The 15,103-nt window shown below is 65.2% G+C and carries 16 protein-coding genes; 11 read left to right on the top strand and 5 right to left on the bottom strand.

All coding sequences use genetic code 11. The annotated features are described in order from the left end of the window. Positions 1–6 precede the first annotated feature (6 nt). Genes MUU55_RS06340 through MUU55_RS06350 form a run of 3 tightly spaced genes read left to right on the top strand, consistent with a single transcriptional unit; the run spans position 7 to position 2,403 of the window. The gene (locus MUU55_RS06340; RefSeq protein ID WP_244759949.1) at positions 7–978 is read left to right on the top strand and encodes a branched-chain amino acid ABC transporter permease; all 972 of its coding nucleotides are present in this window, start codon (positions 7–9) and stop codon (positions 976–978) included. Then, positions 971–1,720 carry an ABC transporter ATP-binding protein gene (locus tag MUU55_RS06345; protein ID WP_244759950.1) on the top strand — a complete coding sequence of 250 codons (750 nt, stop codon included), beginning with the start codon at positions 971–973 and terminating at the stop codon, positions 1,718–1,720. The genes MUU55_RS06340 and MUU55_RS06345 overlap by 8 nt, the downstream gene beginning before the upstream one ends. Then, positions 1,717–2,403 (top strand): ABC transporter ATP-binding protein, encoded by a 687-nt coding sequence (locus tag MUU55_RS06350; RefSeq protein ID WP_244759951.1) that lies wholly within the window; start codon positions 1,717–1,719, stop codon positions 2,401–2,403. The genes MUU55_RS06345 and MUU55_RS06350 overlap by 4 nt, the downstream gene beginning before the upstream one ends. 3 nt (positions 2,404–2,406) lie before the next feature. Here the strand turns inward: MUU55_RS06350 and MUU55_RS06355 are convergent, their stop codons facing one another. The 5 genes from MUU55_RS06355 to MUU55_RS06375 all read right to left on the bottom strand — a co-directional run bounded on the left by MUU55_RS06355 (position 2,407) and on the right by MUU55_RS06375 (position 7,447). Then, positions 2,407–3,375, bottom strand: a complete 969-nt coding sequence (locus MUU55_RS06355) for a threonine ammonia-lyase (protein WP_244759952.1) — start codon at positions 3,373–3,375, stop codon at positions 2,407–2,409. A 55-nt stretch (positions 3,376–3,430) separates the two neighbouring features. Next, on the bottom strand, positions 3,431–4,678 hold the full coding sequence (kynU, locus tag MUU55_RS06360; RefSeq protein ID WP_244759953.1) for a kynureninase: 1,248 nt from the start codon (positions 4,676–4,678) through the stop codon (positions 3,431–3,433). A 9-nt stretch (positions 4,679–4,687) separates the two neighbouring features. Beyond that, positions 4,688–5,611, bottom strand: coding sequence for an ABC transporter permease (locus MUU55_RS06365; RefSeq protein ID WP_244759954.1), 924 nt, complete (start codon positions 5,609–5,611; stop codon positions 4,688–4,690). A gap of 5 nt (positions 5,612–5,616) precedes the next feature. After that, complete coding sequence (locus MUU55_RS06370; RefSeq protein WP_244759955.1) at positions 5,617–6,396, bottom strand: ABC transporter ATP-binding protein; 780 nt, start codon at positions 6,394–6,396, stop codon at positions 5,617–5,619. 64 nt (positions 6,397–6,460) lie between these two features. After that, the gene (locus tag MUU55_RS06375) at positions 6,461–7,447 is read right to left on the bottom strand and encodes an ABC transporter substrate-binding protein (protein ID WP_244759956.1); all 987 of its coding nucleotides are present in this window, start codon (positions 7,445–7,447) and stop codon (positions 6,461–6,463) included. A gap of 160 nt (positions 7,448–7,607) precedes the next feature. Here MUU55_RS06375 and MUU55_RS06380 point away from each other — a divergent pair, with 160 nt between their 5' ends. From MUU55_RS06380 to MUU55_RS06415, 8 genes are all read left to right on the top strand, one after another. Beyond that, entirely contained in the window at positions 7,608–8,372 is a 765-nt protein-coding gene (locus tag MUU55_RS06380) for a GntR family transcriptional regulator (protein ID WP_244759957.1), read from the top strand. Positions 8,373–8,440: 68 nt separating this feature from the next. Continuing rightward, positions 8,441–8,965 (top strand): MarR family winged helix-turn-helix transcriptional regulator, encoded by a 525-nt coding sequence (locus MUU55_RS06385; RefSeq protein WP_244759958.1) that lies wholly within the window; start codon positions 8,441–8,443, stop codon positions 8,963–8,965. A gap of 191 nt (positions 8,966–9,156) precedes the next feature. Continuing rightward, positions 9,157–11,475: a bifunctional salicylyl-CoA 5-hydroxylase/oxidoreductase gene (locus MUU55_RS06390; RefSeq protein WP_244759959.1), complete on the top strand. Its 2,319-nt coding sequence runs from the start codon at positions 9,157–9,159 to the stop codon at positions 11,473–11,475. After that, positions 11,472–12,242 (top strand): SDR family NAD(P)-dependent oxidoreductase, encoded by a 771-nt coding sequence (locus MUU55_RS06395; protein WP_244759960.1) that lies wholly within the window; start codon positions 11,472–11,474, stop codon positions 12,240–12,242. Before MUU55_RS06390 ends, MUU55_RS06395 begins: the two co-directional genes overlap by 4 nt. 11 nt (positions 12,243–12,253) lie before the next feature. After that, positions 12,254–13,096: an enoyl-CoA hydratase family protein gene (locus MUU55_RS06400; RefSeq protein WP_244759961.1), complete on the top strand. Its 843-nt coding sequence runs from the start codon at positions 12,254–12,256 to the stop codon at positions 13,094–13,096. Position 13,097: 1 nt separating this feature from the next. Next, positions 13,098–14,285 carry an acyl-CoA dehydrogenase family protein gene (locus MUU55_RS06405; RefSeq protein ID WP_244759962.1) on the top strand — a complete coding sequence of 396 codons (1,188 nt, stop codon included), beginning with the start codon at positions 13,098–13,100 and terminating at the stop codon, positions 14,283–14,285. Between the two features lie 9 nt (positions 14,286–14,294). Continuing rightward, positions 14,295–14,723, top strand: coding sequence for an acyl-CoA thioesterase (locus MUU55_RS06410; protein ID WP_244759963.1), 429 nt, complete (start codon positions 14,295–14,297; stop codon positions 14,721–14,723). After that, complete coding sequence (locus MUU55_RS06415) at positions 14,701–15,096, top strand: RidA family protein (protein ID WP_244759964.1); 396 nt, start codon at positions 14,701–14,703, stop codon at positions 15,094–15,096. Before MUU55_RS06410 ends, MUU55_RS06415 begins: the two co-directional genes overlap by 23 nt. The last annotated feature ends 7 nt before the right edge of the window (positions 15,097–15,103 follow it).

Raw genomic sequence — 15,103 nt, forward strand, 5'->3', positions numbered from 1 at the left:
GGGCCGATGACCCGCGAAACCGCCATCAACCTGCTGCTCGCAGCCCTGCTTCTCGCCCTGCCGCTGATTGCCGCCGGCATAGGGGAGCCCTTCTATGTAACGCTCGCGACCCGTGTCGTCGTGCTGGCGCTTGCCGCCGTCGGCCTCAATCTGGCGCTCGGCCTCGGTGGGCTCCTGTCCTTCGGCCACGCCGCCTTCTTCGGCCTCGGCGGCTATGCCGCCGGCATCCTGGCAACCCATGCCTTCAATGCCGAGCCTCTGTTCGCCGGCATTCCCGGAACGACATCGATGCCGTTGATCTGGCTCGTTGCCATCGCGGTCGCCGGCCTCGTCGCCTTGCCGATCGGCGCGATCAGCCTGCGCACCACGGGCGTCTACTTCATCATGATCACGCTCGCCTTCGCGCAGATGATCTACTATTTCGCCATCTCCTGGCCGGCCTATGGCGGCGAGGACGGCCTGTCGATCTATGTGCGAAACAGCTTCCCCGGCCTCAACACCGCGCAGCCGTTGCCCTATTTCCTGATTTGCTTTGCCGTGCTCATAGCGGCCCTTCTCCTCTTCCGCCTCATCGAGGGTTCGCGCTTCGGCAGCGCCGTGCAGGCGGCGCGGCAGAATGGTGTTCGCCTCGCCGCGGTCGGCATTCCACCGTTCAGGATCCGGCTCGTCGCCTTCGTGCTGTCGGCCATGATCACCGGGCTTGCCGGCGCGCTTTACGCCGATCTCAACCGCTTCGTCGGCCCGTCCATGCTGTCCTGGCACATGTCGGGCGAACTGATGGTGCTGATCATCCTCGGCGGCAAGGGGCGGCTGTTCGGGCCGGTCGCCGGCGCCATGATTTTCGTCTGCCTCGAATATGTGCTCGGCGGCATAACCGAGCGCTGGCAGTTCTTCCTCGGCCTCATCCTGCTCGGCATCGTGCTGTTCGCGCGCGGCGGGTTTTTGGGCCTCCTTTCGGGAAAGCCGCGCCATGTCTGAGCCGATCCTCGAAATCCGCGACTTGAAAAAATCCTTCAACGCACTGAAGGCGACGGATGGTGTTAGCCTCGATCTCCAACCCGGCCAGATCCATGCGCTGATCGGCCCAAATGGTGCCGGCAAGAGCACGCTGATCCACCAGATCGCCGGTTCGTTGAAGGCCGACAGCGGCACGATCCGCTTCCTCGGCCAGGATATCGGCAGCCTCGACATGGCGGCGCGCGCACGGCTCGGCCTTGCCCGCAGCTTCCAGATCTCCTCGCTCGCCCAGGAGTTTTCCGCGCTGCGCAACGTCATGCTGGCGGTGCAGGCGAAGGCGGGCAGCAGCTTCCGTTTCTTCCGGCAGGTGACGAGCGACAGGAGGCTGATCGATCCTGCGATGGCCATGCTGGAGCGCGTCGGTCTCGCCCACCGCGCCCATGTGCCGGCGGCCGAGCTGTCCCACGGCGAACGCCGCCAGCTCGAAATCGCCATCGCTCTGGCGCTTCAGCCAAAAGCCTTCCTGTTCGACGAGCCGATGGCCGGCATGGGTCCGGAAGGCTCCAAACAGCTGACCACCTTCCTGGACGGCTTGCGCCACGAAGCGCCGATGCTCTTGGTCGAGCACGACATGGACGCCGTCTTCGCGCTGGCGGACCGTATCTCGGTGCTCGTCTATGGCCGCATCATCGCCACCGGCACGGTCGATGAAATCCGCCGCGACCCCGAAGTGCGCCGCGCCTATCTGGGAGAAGCCGCGTGACCCTTCTTTCCCTCAAGGGCCTGGAAACCTTCTACGGCGCCTCGCAGGCGCTGTTCGGCGTCGATCTCGATATCCGCCAGGGCGAGGTCGTCGCGCTGATGGGCCGCAACGGCATGGGCAAGACGACGACGATCAACTCGATCATCGGCCTCGTGCGCCCGCGCGCCGGTGCAATCAGCTTCGGCGGCAAGGCGATCTTCGGCATGCGGCCGCACCGTATCGCGAGGCTCGGCCTTGGCCTCGTGCCCGAAGGACGGCGCTGCTTTCCCAATCTGACGGTGATGGAAAACCTCGTCGCGACCGCCCGCGGCAGCGAATGGACCTTCGGGAAGGTTGTCGATCTCTTCCCCCGCCTTGGCGAGCGGCGTGATCAATATGCCCGCACGCTCTCCGGCGGCGAGCAGCAGATGCTGGCCATCGGCCGCGCGCTGATGACCAATCCGCGCCTCATCATCCTCGACGAGGCCACCGAAGGCCTCGCCCCCGTCATCCGGCAGGATATCTGGGCAGCAATCCGCAAGCTCAAGGCCGCCGGGCAGTCCATCCTCGTCGTCGACAAGACGCTCTCGGAACTGCTGCCGGTGGCCGATCGCTGCTTCGTGCTGGAAAAAGGCAGGACGGTTTTCGAGGGAGCCCCGGCGGCGCTGACGCCGGAGCTTCAGGACCGCTATCTCGGCGTCTGATTTTCAGGCGGCCGGGATGCCGCCCGCGAGCACCGTGGAATAGGCTTCCGCATCGATATTGCCGCCGGAGATGACGCAGACCACGTTGCCGGTGAGATCGGGCCGCGCGATGGCGGCGGCCAGCGAGGCGGCGCCCGCACCCTCGGCGACGATCTTGGCCTTGCGGAACAGCAGGCGCATCGCCTCTGTAACCTCCGCGGGGCTGACGGCGATGGCGCCGTCGATCAGGTCTTTCGCGATGGGCCAGAGCTGCGGCACAAGCGACGGGCCGCCGATGCTCTTGATGAAGGAGGGGCGGGTCTCGATCGTCACGATCTCTTCGGCCGCGAGCGCCGCGGTGACAGGGGTGGCGCTGTCGTCCTCGACGGCAAAGACGCGTGCTCGGGCGGACATGGCCTTGACGGCGCTGGCGACGCCGGTGGTCATGCTGCCGCCGCCGTAGGGCGTCAGCATCACGTCGACCTCGGGCAGGTCCTCGACGATCTCCATGCCGATGGAGCCGTTGCCATCGAGCACCGCCTGATCGGTCACCGGGTTGATCAGCAGTTCCGGCGCATCCGGCCGGTCCGCGCCGATGATGTAGCCCCACCAGGTCTCCGCGCTGATGAAGCGCACTTCGCCGCCGAGTGCGCGCACCCCGTCGATCTTGGTCTGCGGCGCGCCGCGATACATGTAGGCGACCATCGGCACGCCGATCAGCCGCGCCGCCCAGGCCATGCCATAGGCCATGTTGCCGGAACTGGTGACCGCGACGCCGTTGCGAAGGCTTTCCGGATCGCGCGATAAAACCGCGTTGAGGGCAGGACGCAGCTTGAAGGCGCCGATCGGCGAGAGGGTTTCGAGCTTGAGGAAAATCTGCCGGTCCGGCAGGCCGAGATCGAGTTTGACGAGCGGCGTGCGGGCGAGGTGGGGAGCGATGCGTGCCCGCGCCTGCGCGATTTCGTCGAGGCTGGGGCGGTGTGGTGCGGTCATGGCAAAATCCCCGGATGAAAAACCACGGGCGGTGGTGCCGCCCGCAGCCGAAAATTCAGGTCACGGCCGCGCGGACTGCGAAACGCGCATCCTTCCACGCGCCGGTCGTCAGGATATCCTCGAGGATTTCGACGGACTTCCACACATCTTCATAGCTGACATAGAGCGGCGTGAAGCCGAAGCGCATGGTGGATGGCGCGCGGAAATCGCCGATGACGCCGCGGGCGATCAGCGCCTGCATGATCTCATAGGCGTGCGGATGGCTGAACGAGACCTGGCTGCCGCGCTTGGCGCGGTCGCGCGGGCTTTCGAGCTCCAGGCCATGCGCCGCGCATTTTGCCTCGACCAACGCGATGAACAGATCGGTCAGGCCGAGGCTTTTTTCACGCAGCGCCGCCATGTCGACCTCTTCCCAGATGTCGAGCGCACCTTTCAGCGCGCGCATCGAGAGGATCGGCTGGGTGCCGCAGAGGAAGCGCAGCATGCCCTTGCCGGCGGCATAGCTTTTCTCGAAGGCAAAAGGCCGGGCGTGGCCCCACCAGCCGCTGAGCGGTTGGCTGACATCGCCGTGGTGGCGTGTCGCGGCATAGATGAAGGCCGGGGCGCCCGGGCCGCCGTTGAGATATTTGTAGGTGCAGCCAACGGCGAAATCGACATCGGCGCCATCGAGATCGACGGGCAGGGCGCCGGCCGTATGGCAGAGGTCCCAGATGACGAGCACGCCGTGTTCATGCGCCTTCTTCGTCAGCGCCGCCATGTCGCGCAGTTCACCGGACTTGTAGTTGACGTGATTGACGAGCACCACAGCGACGCTGTCATCGATCAGCTCCTCAATGGTGTCGGCATCGACGCCTTCGAGGCGCAACGTTCCGCCCGGCCGGGTCGAGAGGACGCCTTCGGCCATGTAGAGGTCCGTCGGGAAGCTGCCACCCTCGCTGACGATGACCGAGCGGTCGGGCCGAAGCGCCATCGCGGCATGCAGCGCCTTGTAGATGTTGATCGAGGTCGTGTCGCAGACGGCGGTCTGGCCGGCGGCGGCCCCGATGAGCCGGCCGACGCGGTCGCCTAGCGTCAGCGGCATGTCGAACCAGCCGGCCGTGTTCCAGCTGCGGATGAGATCCTGGCCCCATTCCTGGGTGGCGGCCTGCTGCAGTTCGGCAAAGGCGGCCTTGGAGGCGACGCCGAGCGAATTGCCGTCGAGATAGATCAGGCCATCCGGCAGGATGAAGCGGTCGCGGAAGGCGCGTAGTGCATCGGCCGCATCCATGGCCTCGACGGCGGAGAAATCGGGAATGGCAGTCATCGGAAATTCCTATTCACGAACGGTTTCGCGGGCAGGGGCGGGCCCACGGCTGCGCTTGAGGCTCGGCAGGGCCAGCATGGCGAGCACGAAGAGGCCCGTCGCCAGCTTCAGGTCCGGCGGCGGCATGCCGGCAGCAAGGCAGAAGGAGACGAGCTGGTAATAGACGATGGCGCCGACGAAGGGTGCGGCGAGCTGGCGCAGCACGCTCTGCTTGCCGACGATCGCCTCGCCGATCATCAGGGCCGCCAGTCCGTTGATGAGGATGCCGAGACCCATATTGACGTCGGCAAAACCCTGCGACTGCACCATCAGCGCACCGCCGGCGGCGGAGAACGCGCCGGCAAGGCCGACACCGCCGATGGTGGCGAGCCAGACATTGATGCCCTGCGCCTCGGCCATATCAGGGTTGGCACCAACGGCGCGCACAGCCGTGCCCTTTTCCGTGCGGAAGAAATGCAGGAGCAGCGCGAAGACGATGAGGCCGAAGGCGCCAGCCATCACGATCTTGCTGGCCGGGAAGCCCGGTTGCAGGCCCGGCACCCAGTCGAACACCGTCGCGGAGCCGAAGACCGAGAGGTTCGAACGGCCCATGATGCGCAGGTTGATCGAATAGAGCATCGTCATCATCAGAATGCCCGCGAGTAGAGTATGGATGCGGAAGCGCAGGTGGATGAAGGCGGTGCAGCAGCCGGCGACGAAGCCGGCGACAAGCGCGATCAGGATCGCCGGCAGGGGCGACATGCCCGCCGCCATCAGCACGCCGCAGACGCAGCCGCCGAGCGGGAAGGCGCCCTCGCTCGTCAGGTCCGGAAAGCTCAGCATGCGGAAGGGGATCATGATGCCGAGCACGACGAAGGCGAGGATGAGGCTCTGCGCCAGCGTGACGGGAACGAGCGAGATAAAGCTCGCAATTGTGTTTTGCAGGAAATCCATGGGTCTCAGCTCGCCAGAAACATGCGGTCGGTTTTGACGGAGAAATGGCCGATCAGGTCGGGGACCGTGATCGACGTCTTCTCGGCGCCGGCGATTTCGAGACGCACGCGGCCGGCATCGAGCATGATGACCCGGTGGCCGAAATCCACGGCGTGCTGCATGTTGTGCGTTACCATCAGTGTGGTGAGTTTCAGCGCCTCCACGGCGCGGATCGTTGCCTGCATGACGATGTCGGCGGTGCGCGGATCGAGCGCCGCGGTGTGTTCGTCGAGCAGAAGCAGTTCCGGCGACCCACCGACCGCCATGATCAGCGACAGCGATTGCCGCTGGCCGCCGGAGAGCAGTTCCACGCGGGTGTCGAGCCGGTTTTCCAGCCCGAGGCCGAGCAGCGACAGCCGCTCCTTGTAGGCAGCGAGCCGTGCCGGATTGAGGCCCCGGCGCAGCGTGCGCTTGTTGGCGCGTAGCTCCGCGAGCAGCATGTTTTCGGCCACCGTCATCGAGGCGGCGGTGCCCTTCATCGGGTCCTGGAAGACGCGGGCGAGCCGCATGGCGCGCTTGTGCACGGGCATGGCCGTCACATCGTCGCCGTTGATGACGATCTTGCCGCTGTCGAGCACCAGCGCGCCCGAGATGGCATTGAGCATGCTGCTCTTGCCCGCGCCGTTCGAGCCGATGACGACACCGAACTCGCCCGTTTCGAGCCGCAGGTTGAGATCGTTGAGAGCGGTCTTTTCGTCCGCCTGTCCCTTGTAGAACACTTTTCGCGCCGACTGGATTTCCAGCATGAGCTTCCCCTTTTTATAGGGTGACGGCGTGCAAACGCCGTCACCGGATAGAAGCGCGATCGGATCAGTCGACGATGCAGCCGCAATCGGCGAGCGAGGCGGGCACTTCGACGCCGAAGGCGGCGAGCGTCTTCTTGGAGATCAGCGCGCGGTGGTCCTCATAGGCCGGACGCCAGGGGGCGATGGTCTTCGGGTCCTTGCCCTTCAGGATTTCCGCGGCGATCTTGCCGGCGGCCAGGCCGACCTGCTCGTAGTTCACGGCGAAGCTTGCCGGAACGACGCCGTCGCGCACGGCACCGTCGTCGGAATTGACGATCGGGATCTGTGCCTGGCGGGCAGCGGCCGAAACGGCGGCGATGGCCGGCTGGAGCAGGTTGGAGGCGGGCGTGTAGATCACGTCCGCCTTGCCGGCGAAGGAGGCGATGCGCTGCTGGATGTCGTTGACATTGTCGACGCCGACGGCCTCGACCTCGAAGCCGGCCGCGGGTGCCGCTTCCTTGATCTTGTCGAGCACGGCCACGTCATTGGCTTCACCCGGATTGTACGGCACGCCGAAACGCTTGGCGTTCGGCAGCAGCTTGTGGGCGAACTCCATCACGGCGGCGACGTCCTGAAGGTCGGTCGCACCGGTCATGCCGTCGTCGCCGGCTTCCCAGGAGGGCACCAGCTTGGCGGCGACCGGATCCGTAACGGCCGAGAAGACGACCGGAATGCCGGAGCCGGCGAGTGCCTTCTTGGCGATCTGCGAGACGGGCGTGGTGATCGTGTAGATCAGCTTCGGCTGTTCGGCTTGCAGCTTGGCGATCATCTGCGGCACCAGCGAGGCGTCGAAATTGGTGTGGCTCTCGGAATAGACGACGTCCTTGCCTTCGACGAAGCCGTTTTCGGCCATCGCCTTCTTGAAGCCGGCAATCGAGGCGGCAAGCTGCGGATGTTCGCCGAAATTGGCGATGCCGATGCGGATCGGCTCGGCGAGCGCGTTTGCGGCGCCGAGCGCCAGTGCGCCGGCCAGAACCAGTCCCGAAACGAATGACTTTGTAAGCCTGCTCATGAAATCCTCCCAGAGATGACAAGCGGCCGCCGTTCCTCAGCGGCTTGGCGCGGATCATGGCGGCGGTGGAGCGGCTTGTCAAATAATATATATATTTTGATCAACGGGCTAAAAGTATATATATTTGATGCAGAGAGTTGCCGGGTGCCAGGGGACCGCGATGCAAGAGCACGAGCAAGCGACCAAGACCGAATCCGCCTATCGCCTGCTGCGCCGCGATATCCTCGCGACGCGGCTGAAGCCCGGCGCGCCGATGAAGCTGAGTGCGCTGCGCGATCGCTACGACCTCGGCTGGACGCCGTTGCGCGAGGCGCTGTCGCGGCTGGAGGCCGAAGGGCTGGTGACGGCGATCAGCAATCGCGGCTTTGCGGTCGCACCCGTCTCCCTCGATGCGCTGGAGGATCTGACCCGCGCCCGCATGGTGGTGGAAATCCCGCTCCTGCTGGAATCGATCGCCAACGGCGACAGCGCTTGGGAATCGGAGGTGGTCACGGCGCACTACCGGCTGTCACGGTGCAAGCTCGTCGTCGAAACGGCGACGGAGGCCGAGATCGACGAGTGGGATGAACGGCACGCCGCCTTCCACACCGCACTGCTCAGCGCGGCCCGCTCAAACTGGCTCATGCGCTTCCAGGCGACGGTGTCCGACCAGCTGCGCCGCCATCACCGCTTCCTTAGCCTTGCTCCGGCGCTCCGGGCGGCCGAAGGCCGGACGGAAGGTTATGAGGCGGCGGTCGCGGCGCTTCATGATGCCATGTCGATCGAGCATCATACCGAGTTGATGGAAGCCGCGCTCGACCGGGATGCCGCGCGCGCGCAGGCCCTGATGGCGCAGCATATCGGCCTGACGGTGAACGTCTTTGCCCAATCGGAGGACGGCGACCGCGCCGAGCCGCAACCTTCCGCGCTGCACGCCGCCAAATGACGGCGCTGTCCAAGCGCGGCAAACATCTCTAAAAGGCAAGGCGACGGGACAGGAAACGGACCTTTGTTATGACGGGTGACGACGAATTCGCCATCGCGCCGGATTGGGTGGATGGCGAGACCAAGGCTCTGGAAGCGCCGCACGATCACCGTGCCGAGCTTCGCCTCTGGCTGCGCCTGCTCACCTGCTCGACGCTGGTGGAAAGCGAAGTGCGCCGCCGCCTGCGCGAGGAATTCGATTCGACCCTGCCGCGCTTCGACCTGATGGCCCAGCTGGAGCGCGCGCCCGACGGCATGGTGCTCGGCGAAGTCTCCAAGCGCATGATGGTGTCGCCCGGAAACATCACCGTGCTCGTCGAGCGCCTGACGGAGAGCGGCCATCTCAGCCGCACGACGCTTCCGACCGACCGCCGCGTGCAGATCATCGCGCTCACCCCCTTCGGCCGTGCCGAATTCGAGAAGATGGCGGCCCGCCACGCCGACTGGATTTCCGACCTCTTCGCCGGCCTCGAACCGGTGGATGGCGGTGTGCTGATGGATGAGCTTGCCAAGCTCAAGCGCTCGGTCATCGCCTCGCTCGCCAAGGGCGGTTGAGAAACCTTTTCGCCTTTCCAACAGTGTTTTGACCCGTGCGCCGTGCTCGGCGGACTGCGCTTGCGCGTATCGTTACGCCAAAACAATTTTAAGCTTGAAATTTCTCTGAAACGGGTCCAACCTGCTGCCACAGTCCGGATGCCCGTGCGGCGTCTGCGGCGCACGCGGCCGGAGCTCGGGAGGAGAACGACATGCGGATCGTCTGTATCGGTGGTGGGCCTGCCGGTCTCTATTTCGCGCTTCTGATGAAGCGCCAGCATCCCGAACACCAGATCACCGTCGTCGAGCGCAACCGGGCTTTCGATACCTTCGGCTGGGGTGTTGTCTTTTCCGATGCCACCATGCAGTCGATGCGCCAGTGGGATCCGGAAACAGCGGAAGCGATCGAGGTTTCTTTCAACCATTGGGATGATATCGAGCTGGTCTTCAAGGGCCGCAAGATCCGTACCACCGGCCATGGCTTCGTCGGCATCGGCCGCAAGAAGATGCTCAACATCCTGCAGGAGCGCTGCCTGGAACTCGGCGTCGAGCTGCTGTTCGAGCGCGACGTGCAGGGCGACGAGGAATTCCCGGACGCCGACCTCATCATCGCGGCCGATGGCGTGAATTCCCGCATCCGCAACAAATATGCCGACGTCTTCCAGCCCGACATGGTGGTGCGGCCGAACCGCTATATCTGGCTCGGCACCAACAAGCCGTTCGATGCCTTCACCTTCGATTTCCAGCGCACCGAACACGGCTGGTTCCAGGCGCATGTCTACCGCTTCGACGACACGACCTCGACCTTCATCGTCGAGACGACCGACGAGGTCTTCAAGGCGCATGGGCTCGATAAGATGGACCAGGACCAGTCCATCGCCTTCTGCGAAAAGCTCTTTGCCGAAACGCTCGACGGCCACAGTCTAATGACCAATGCGCGCCACATGCGCGGCTCCGCTTGGCTGAATTTCGGCCGGCTGATCTGTGAGAAATGGAGCCATTTCAACGGCAACAGCCATGTTGTGCTGATGGGTGACAGCGCCCACACCGCCCACTTCGCCATCGGCTCCGGCACCAAGCTTGCCATCGACGACGCGATCGAGCTGACCCGCCAGTTCGACATCCTCGGCCACGACAAGGCCAATATCCCGGCCGTGCTCGCGGCTTACGAAGAGGTGCGCCGGGTCGATGTCGCGCGCATCCAGAATGCCGCGCGCAACGCCATGGAATGGTTCGAGGTGGTCGGCACGCGCTATGCCGATACGCTGGAGCCGGAACAGTTCATGTATTCCATGCTGACGCGCTCGCAGCGCATCAGCCACGAGAATCTACGCCTGCGCGACCGGGAGTGGCTGGAAGGTTTCGAGCGCTGGTTCGCCGAACGCGCGGGCGCGGAAAAGGCCGCCAACGGCGCCGTGCCGCCGCCGATGTTCACGCCCTTCAAGCTGCGCGGCCTGACGCTTCGCAACCGCATCGTCGTCTCGCCGATGGCGATGTATTCGGCGACGGATGGAATGCCGGGCGACTTCCATCTCGTGCATCTCGGCGCGCGCGCCATGGGCGGTGCCGCGCTCGTTTTTCCCGAAATGACCTGCGTCTCGCCGGATGCGCGCATCACGCCCGGTTGCCTTGGTCTGTGGAAAGACGAGCAGCAGCAAGCCTTCCAGCGCATCGTCGATTTCGTGCATCACGAAACGCCCGCCAAGATCGGCATCCAGCTCGGTCATGCCGGGCGCAAGGGGGCGACGAAGCTTGCGTGGGAGGGCATCGACCAGCCGCTGTCGGAAGGCGGCTGGCCGCTGATCTCGGCTTCGGCCTTGCCCTATCTCAAGCATTCTGAGACGCCGCGCGAAATGACCCGCGAGGACATGGACCGTGTCATCGCGGATTTCGTGACGGCGACCGAACGGGCGCGTGATATCGGCTTCGACATTCTCGAACTGCATGCCGCGCACGGCTATCTCCTGTCGAGCTTCCTCTCGCCGCTCACCAACCAGCGCACCGACGACTACGGTGGCGACCACGCGGCGCGCGCGCGCTTCCCGCTCGAAGTGTTCCACGCAATCCGCAAGGTCTGGCCTGAGGACAGGCCGATCTCGGTGCGCCTCTCGACCAACGACTGGCACGAAGGCGGCAACACGCCGGAGGATGCGGCGATCTTCGCGAAGATGTTCAAGGAGGCCGGGGCCGACATGATCGACTGCTCGTCCGGTCAGGTGGTGAAGGAGGAGAAGCCGGTCTATGGCCGCCTGTTCCAGACGCCGTTCTCCGACAAGATCCGCAACGAGATCCAGGTGCCGACCATCGCCGTCGGTGCGATTTCCGAGGCCGACCACGCCAATTCGATCATTGCCGCCGGCCGCGCCGATCTCTGCGCCGTCGCCCGCCCGCATCTCGCCGACCCGTCCTTCGTCATGCATGAGGCCGCGAAGATCGGCTATGACGCCCAGCCCTGGCCGAAACAATATCATTCCGCCCGCGCGCAATATGTGAACAATCTCGCCCGCGCGACGACGGCAGGTAAATCATGAGCAAACGGCACGCTTTCGTCACGGGTGCCGGCAGCGGCATCGGCAAGGCCATCGCGCTGGCGCTTGCGGCCGAGGGCCATATCGTCAGCCTCGCCGGCCGGCGGGCCGGGCCTCTCGAGGCCGTGCGTGACGAAATCCGCGCGGCCGGCGGCGAGGCCTTCGTCCACGAGGGTTTCGACGTAACGGATGCTGCTGCGGTCGAACGTGGCATCGCGGCTGCCATCTCCTCGGCCGGCGAGATCGCTGTGCTCGTCAATTGTGCCGGTGAGGCCCCTTCGGCACCCTTCGAAAAGACCGATTTCGCCCTCTGGCAGCGTGTGCTCTCCATCAACCTCACGGGCGTCTATATCGTTATGCAGGCGGCACTTCCCTCCGTGCGCCGCGCCGGCAAGGGCCGCATCATTAATGTCGCGAGCACGGCAGGCCTGACCGGCTATGCCTATGTCTCGGCTTACTGCGCTTCCAAACATGGCGTCATCGGCCTGACGCGGGCGCTGGCGCTGGAACTGGCACGCACCGACGTCACCGTCAACGCCGTCTGCCCCGGCTTCACCGATACGCCGCTGATAGACAACGCGCTCGATACGATCACGGAAAAAACCGGCCGCTCGCGCGAGGAGGCGCGCGCCAGCCTCGCCCGCTCTAATCCGCAGGGCCGGCTGGTGAGCCCGGCCGAGGTGGCGCACACCGTTTCCTGGCTCGCCTCGGAAGGGGCAAGCGCGATCACCGGACAGGCCATTGCGGTCGCCGGCGGCGAAATTCTCTGAGGGATGACGACATGACGAACCCCATGCAGGCCAAGCAGCGTCCCTTCAGGGATCACAAGGCAAAACACTTCCTGTTCGAGACGGATACCGATGGCCGCGTCGCAACGATCACGCTCAACCGCCCGGACAAGAAGAACCCGCTGACCTTCGAAAGCTATGAGGAACTGGGTGACCTCTTCCGGTCGCTGACGCGGGCCAGCGATGTGCGTGTCGTGGTGCTGACGGGTGCCGCCGGCAATTTCTCCTCCGGTGGCGACGTGTTCGATATCATCAAGCCGCTCACCGAAATGGCGATGCCCGATCTTCTCGCCTTCACCCGCATGACGGGCGAACTCGTGCGCCAGATGCGCGCCTGCCCGCAGCCGATCATCGCCGCCGTCGACGGCATCTGCGCCGGTGCCGGCGCGATCCTCGCCATGGCCTCGGATTACCGCGTGGCGACACCGGAAACGAAGACCGCCTTCCTCTTCACCCGTGTGGGGCTTGCCGGAGCGGACATGGGCGCCTGCGGGATCCTTCCCCGCATCATCGGCCAGGGCCGCGCCGCCGAATTGCTGTTCACCGGCCGCGTGATGAGCGCCCCAGAAGGGCACAATTGGGGTTTCTACAACGCCCTGCATGAGCGCGACATCGTGCTCGCCGAAGCCCAAAAGTTTGCCCGCAATCTCGCCGATGGCCCGTGGTTCGCCCATGCCATGACGAAGAAGATGCTCGATCAGGAATGGGCGATGGGCATCGACCAGATGATCGAGGCGGAAGCGCAGGCGCAGGCGATCTGCATGGCGACCGGCGATTTCCGTCGCGCCTTCGAGGCCTTCGCCGCCAAGGCCAAGCCTGCATTCGAGGGGAACTGATATGCAGCCTGCTGCCATGGCGCCGACCCGCGATCATCTCGACTGGCCATTCTTTGACGACAGCCACCGCGCCCTTGCGGCCGATCTCGATGGCTTTGTCGCCCGTGGCGGTCTCGACAACGTCGATCATGGCAATGTCGATGCGGCCTGCCGGCAGCTGGTCGCGGCCCTCGGTGCCGCCGGTATCCTGCGCCATTGCGTCCCAAAAGCCTTCAGCGGGGTGAGCGAGGAGATCGACAGCCGGGCACTCTGCCTGGTGCGCGAGACGCTGGCCTATGTCGACGGCCTCGCCGATTTCGCGTTTGCCATGCAGGGGCTCGGCACCGGTGCGATCAGCTTGGCGGGTTCGCCCGCGCTGAAGGAGCAGGTGCTGCCGAAAGTGGCGCGCGGCGAATGGCTCTCCGCCTTCGCACTCTCCGAGCCCGACGCCGGCTCCGACGTCGCCGCCATGGCCTGCGCCGCCCGGCGCGAGGGCGATCACTTCATTCTCGACGGCGAAAAAACCTGGATTTCCAACGGCGGCATCGCCGATGTCTATACGCTCTTTGCTCGCACCGGTGAGGCGCCCGGCACGCGCGGCATCTCCGCCTTCGTCGTCTTCGCGGATACGCCCGGCTTCACCATCGCCGAGCGCATTGAGACCATCGCGCCGCATCCGCTCGCCCGCATCCGCTTCGATAATTGCCGCATTCCCGCGACGCAGCTCCTCGGCAACCCCGGCGAAGGCTTCAAGATCGCCATGCGCACGCTCGACATTTTCCGCCCGTCCGTGGCGGCGGCCGCCACCGGCTTTGCCCGCCGCGCACTCGATGAAGCGGTAGCCCATGCGAAAAGCCGAAAAATGTTCGGCGCCACCCTCTCCGACCTGCCGACGGCGCAGAGCACGCTCGGCGAAATGGCGACCGCCATCGATGCCGCCGCGCTGCTGACCACTCGCACCGCGTGGAAGCGCGATGTGCAGAAGCAGCCGACGACGCGCGAGGCGGCGATGGCCAAGATGACCGCGACGGAAAACGCGCAATGGGTCATCGATCAGGCGCTGCAGCTGTTCGGGGGCAGGGGCGTGCGCTCGGGTGAGATCACCGAGCGGCTCTACCGAGAGATTCGGGCGCTGCGCATCTATGAGGGCGCGACGGAAGTCCAGAAACTCATCATCGGCCGCGAGCTGATGAAGGCGCCGGTGCGCTAGGGAGGCTTCGTGTTCACCATCACCAAGCCGCTCAGGTTCGGAGACTGCGATCCCTCGGGCATCGCCTATTTCCCGTCCTATCTCAACATCCTCGTCGGCGTACTGGAGGATTTTTTCGCCTCGCTCGGTTTCCCCTGGCGGGCGATGAACGAGGTTCGGCGGATGAGCGTGCCGACGGTGCGCCTTGACCTCACGTTTCAAAACCCCGGCTTCCAGGGCGATGCGCTGGATTTCGCGCTCTCGGTGCGCGCCATCGGCCGGTCGTCGCTCGATCTGGAGCATACGGTCTCGCGTGGCGACACCGTGCTCTGGAGTGCAAGACACCGCATCGTCGCCACCTCGCTCGATACGAACCGTTCGCTTGCCTGGCCGGAGGATATCCGCGCCGCACTGACCCATCATCTGGAGACGCCCCATGCACACGATCCTGCAACCTGAAGGCTGGGCAAAGCCCATCGGCTATGCCAACGGCGTGGCGGCGTCGGGCCGCACGCTCTTCGTCGGCGGCCAGATCGGCTGGAATGCGCAGGCGCAGTTCGAGACCGACGATTTCGTCGAGCAGGTGCGCCAGACGCTGAAGAACGTCGTGGCCGTGCTCGCAGCCGGCGGCGCGGAGCCGCACCACATCACCACCATGACCTGGTATTTCACCGACAAGCAGGAATATCTCGGCAATCTGCGCGGCATCGGCCAGGCCTATCGCGAAACCATCGGCCGGCATTATCCCGCCATGGCGGCCATGCAGGTGGTGGCGCTGGTGGAAGACCGCGCCAAGATCGAAATCCAGGCCACGGCCGTCATTCCCGAATAGGCGTGAA

Origin of the sequence: Shinella curvata (genome assembly GCF_022899935.1) — a bacterium.
Classification (GTDB): Bacteria; Pseudomonadota; Alphaproteobacteria; order Rhizobiales; family Rhizobiaceae; genus Shinella; species Shinella curvata.

Coding starts and splice junctions, on each gene's coding strand:
- MUU55_RS06395 (WP_244759960.1), top strand. CDS start 11,472: ATGAGCAAACGGCACGCTTTCGTCACGGGTGCCGGCAGCGGCATCGGC.
- MUU55_RS06400 (WP_244759961.1), top strand. CDS start 12,254: ATGACGAACCCCATGCAGGCCAAGCAGCGTCCCTTCAGGGATCACAAG.
- MUU55_RS06380 (WP_244759957.1), top strand. CDS start 7,608: ATGCAAGAGCACGAGCAAGCGACCAAGACCGAATCCGCCTATCGCCTG.
- MUU55_RS06345 (WP_244759950.1), top strand. CDS start 971: ATGTCTGAGCCGATCCTCGAAATCCGCGACTTGAAAAAATCCTTCAAC.
- MUU55_RS06390 (WP_244759959.1), top strand. CDS start 9,157: ATGCGGATCGTCTGTATCGGTGGTGGGCCTGCCGGTCTCTATTTCGCG.
- MUU55_RS06370 (WP_244759955.1), bottom strand. CDS start 6,396: ATGCTGGAAATCCAGTCGGCGCGAAAAGTGTTCTACAAGGGACAGGCG.
- MUU55_RS06365 (WP_244759954.1), bottom strand. CDS start 5,611: ATGGATTTCCTGCAAAACACAATTGCGAGCTTTATCTCGCTCGTTCCC.
- MUU55_RS06340 (WP_244759949.1), top strand. CDS start 7: ATGACCCGCGAAACCGCCATCAACCTGCTGCTCGCAGCCCTGCTTCTC.
- MUU55_RS06375 (WP_244759956.1), bottom strand. CDS start 7,447: ATGAGCAGGCTTACAAAGTCATTCGTTTCGGGACTGGTTCTGGCCGGC.
- MUU55_RS06355 (WP_244759952.1), bottom strand. CDS start 3,375: ATGACCGCACCACACCGCCCCAGCCTCGACGAAATCGCGCAGGCGCGG.
- kynU (WP_244759953.1), bottom strand. CDS start 4,678: ATGACTGCCATTCCCGATTTCTCCGCCGTCGAGGCCATGGATGCGGCC.
- MUU55_RS06405 (WP_244759962.1), top strand. CDS start 13,098: ATGCAGCCTGCTGCCATGGCGCCGACCCGCGATCATCTCGACTGGCCA.
- MUU55_RS06415 (WP_244759964.1), top strand. CDS start 14,701: ATGCACACGATCCTGCAACCTGAAGGCTGGGCAAAGCCCATCGGCTAT.
- MUU55_RS06385 (WP_244759958.1), top strand. CDS start 8,441: ATGACGGGTGACGACGAATTCGCCATCGCGCCGGATTGGGTGGATGGC.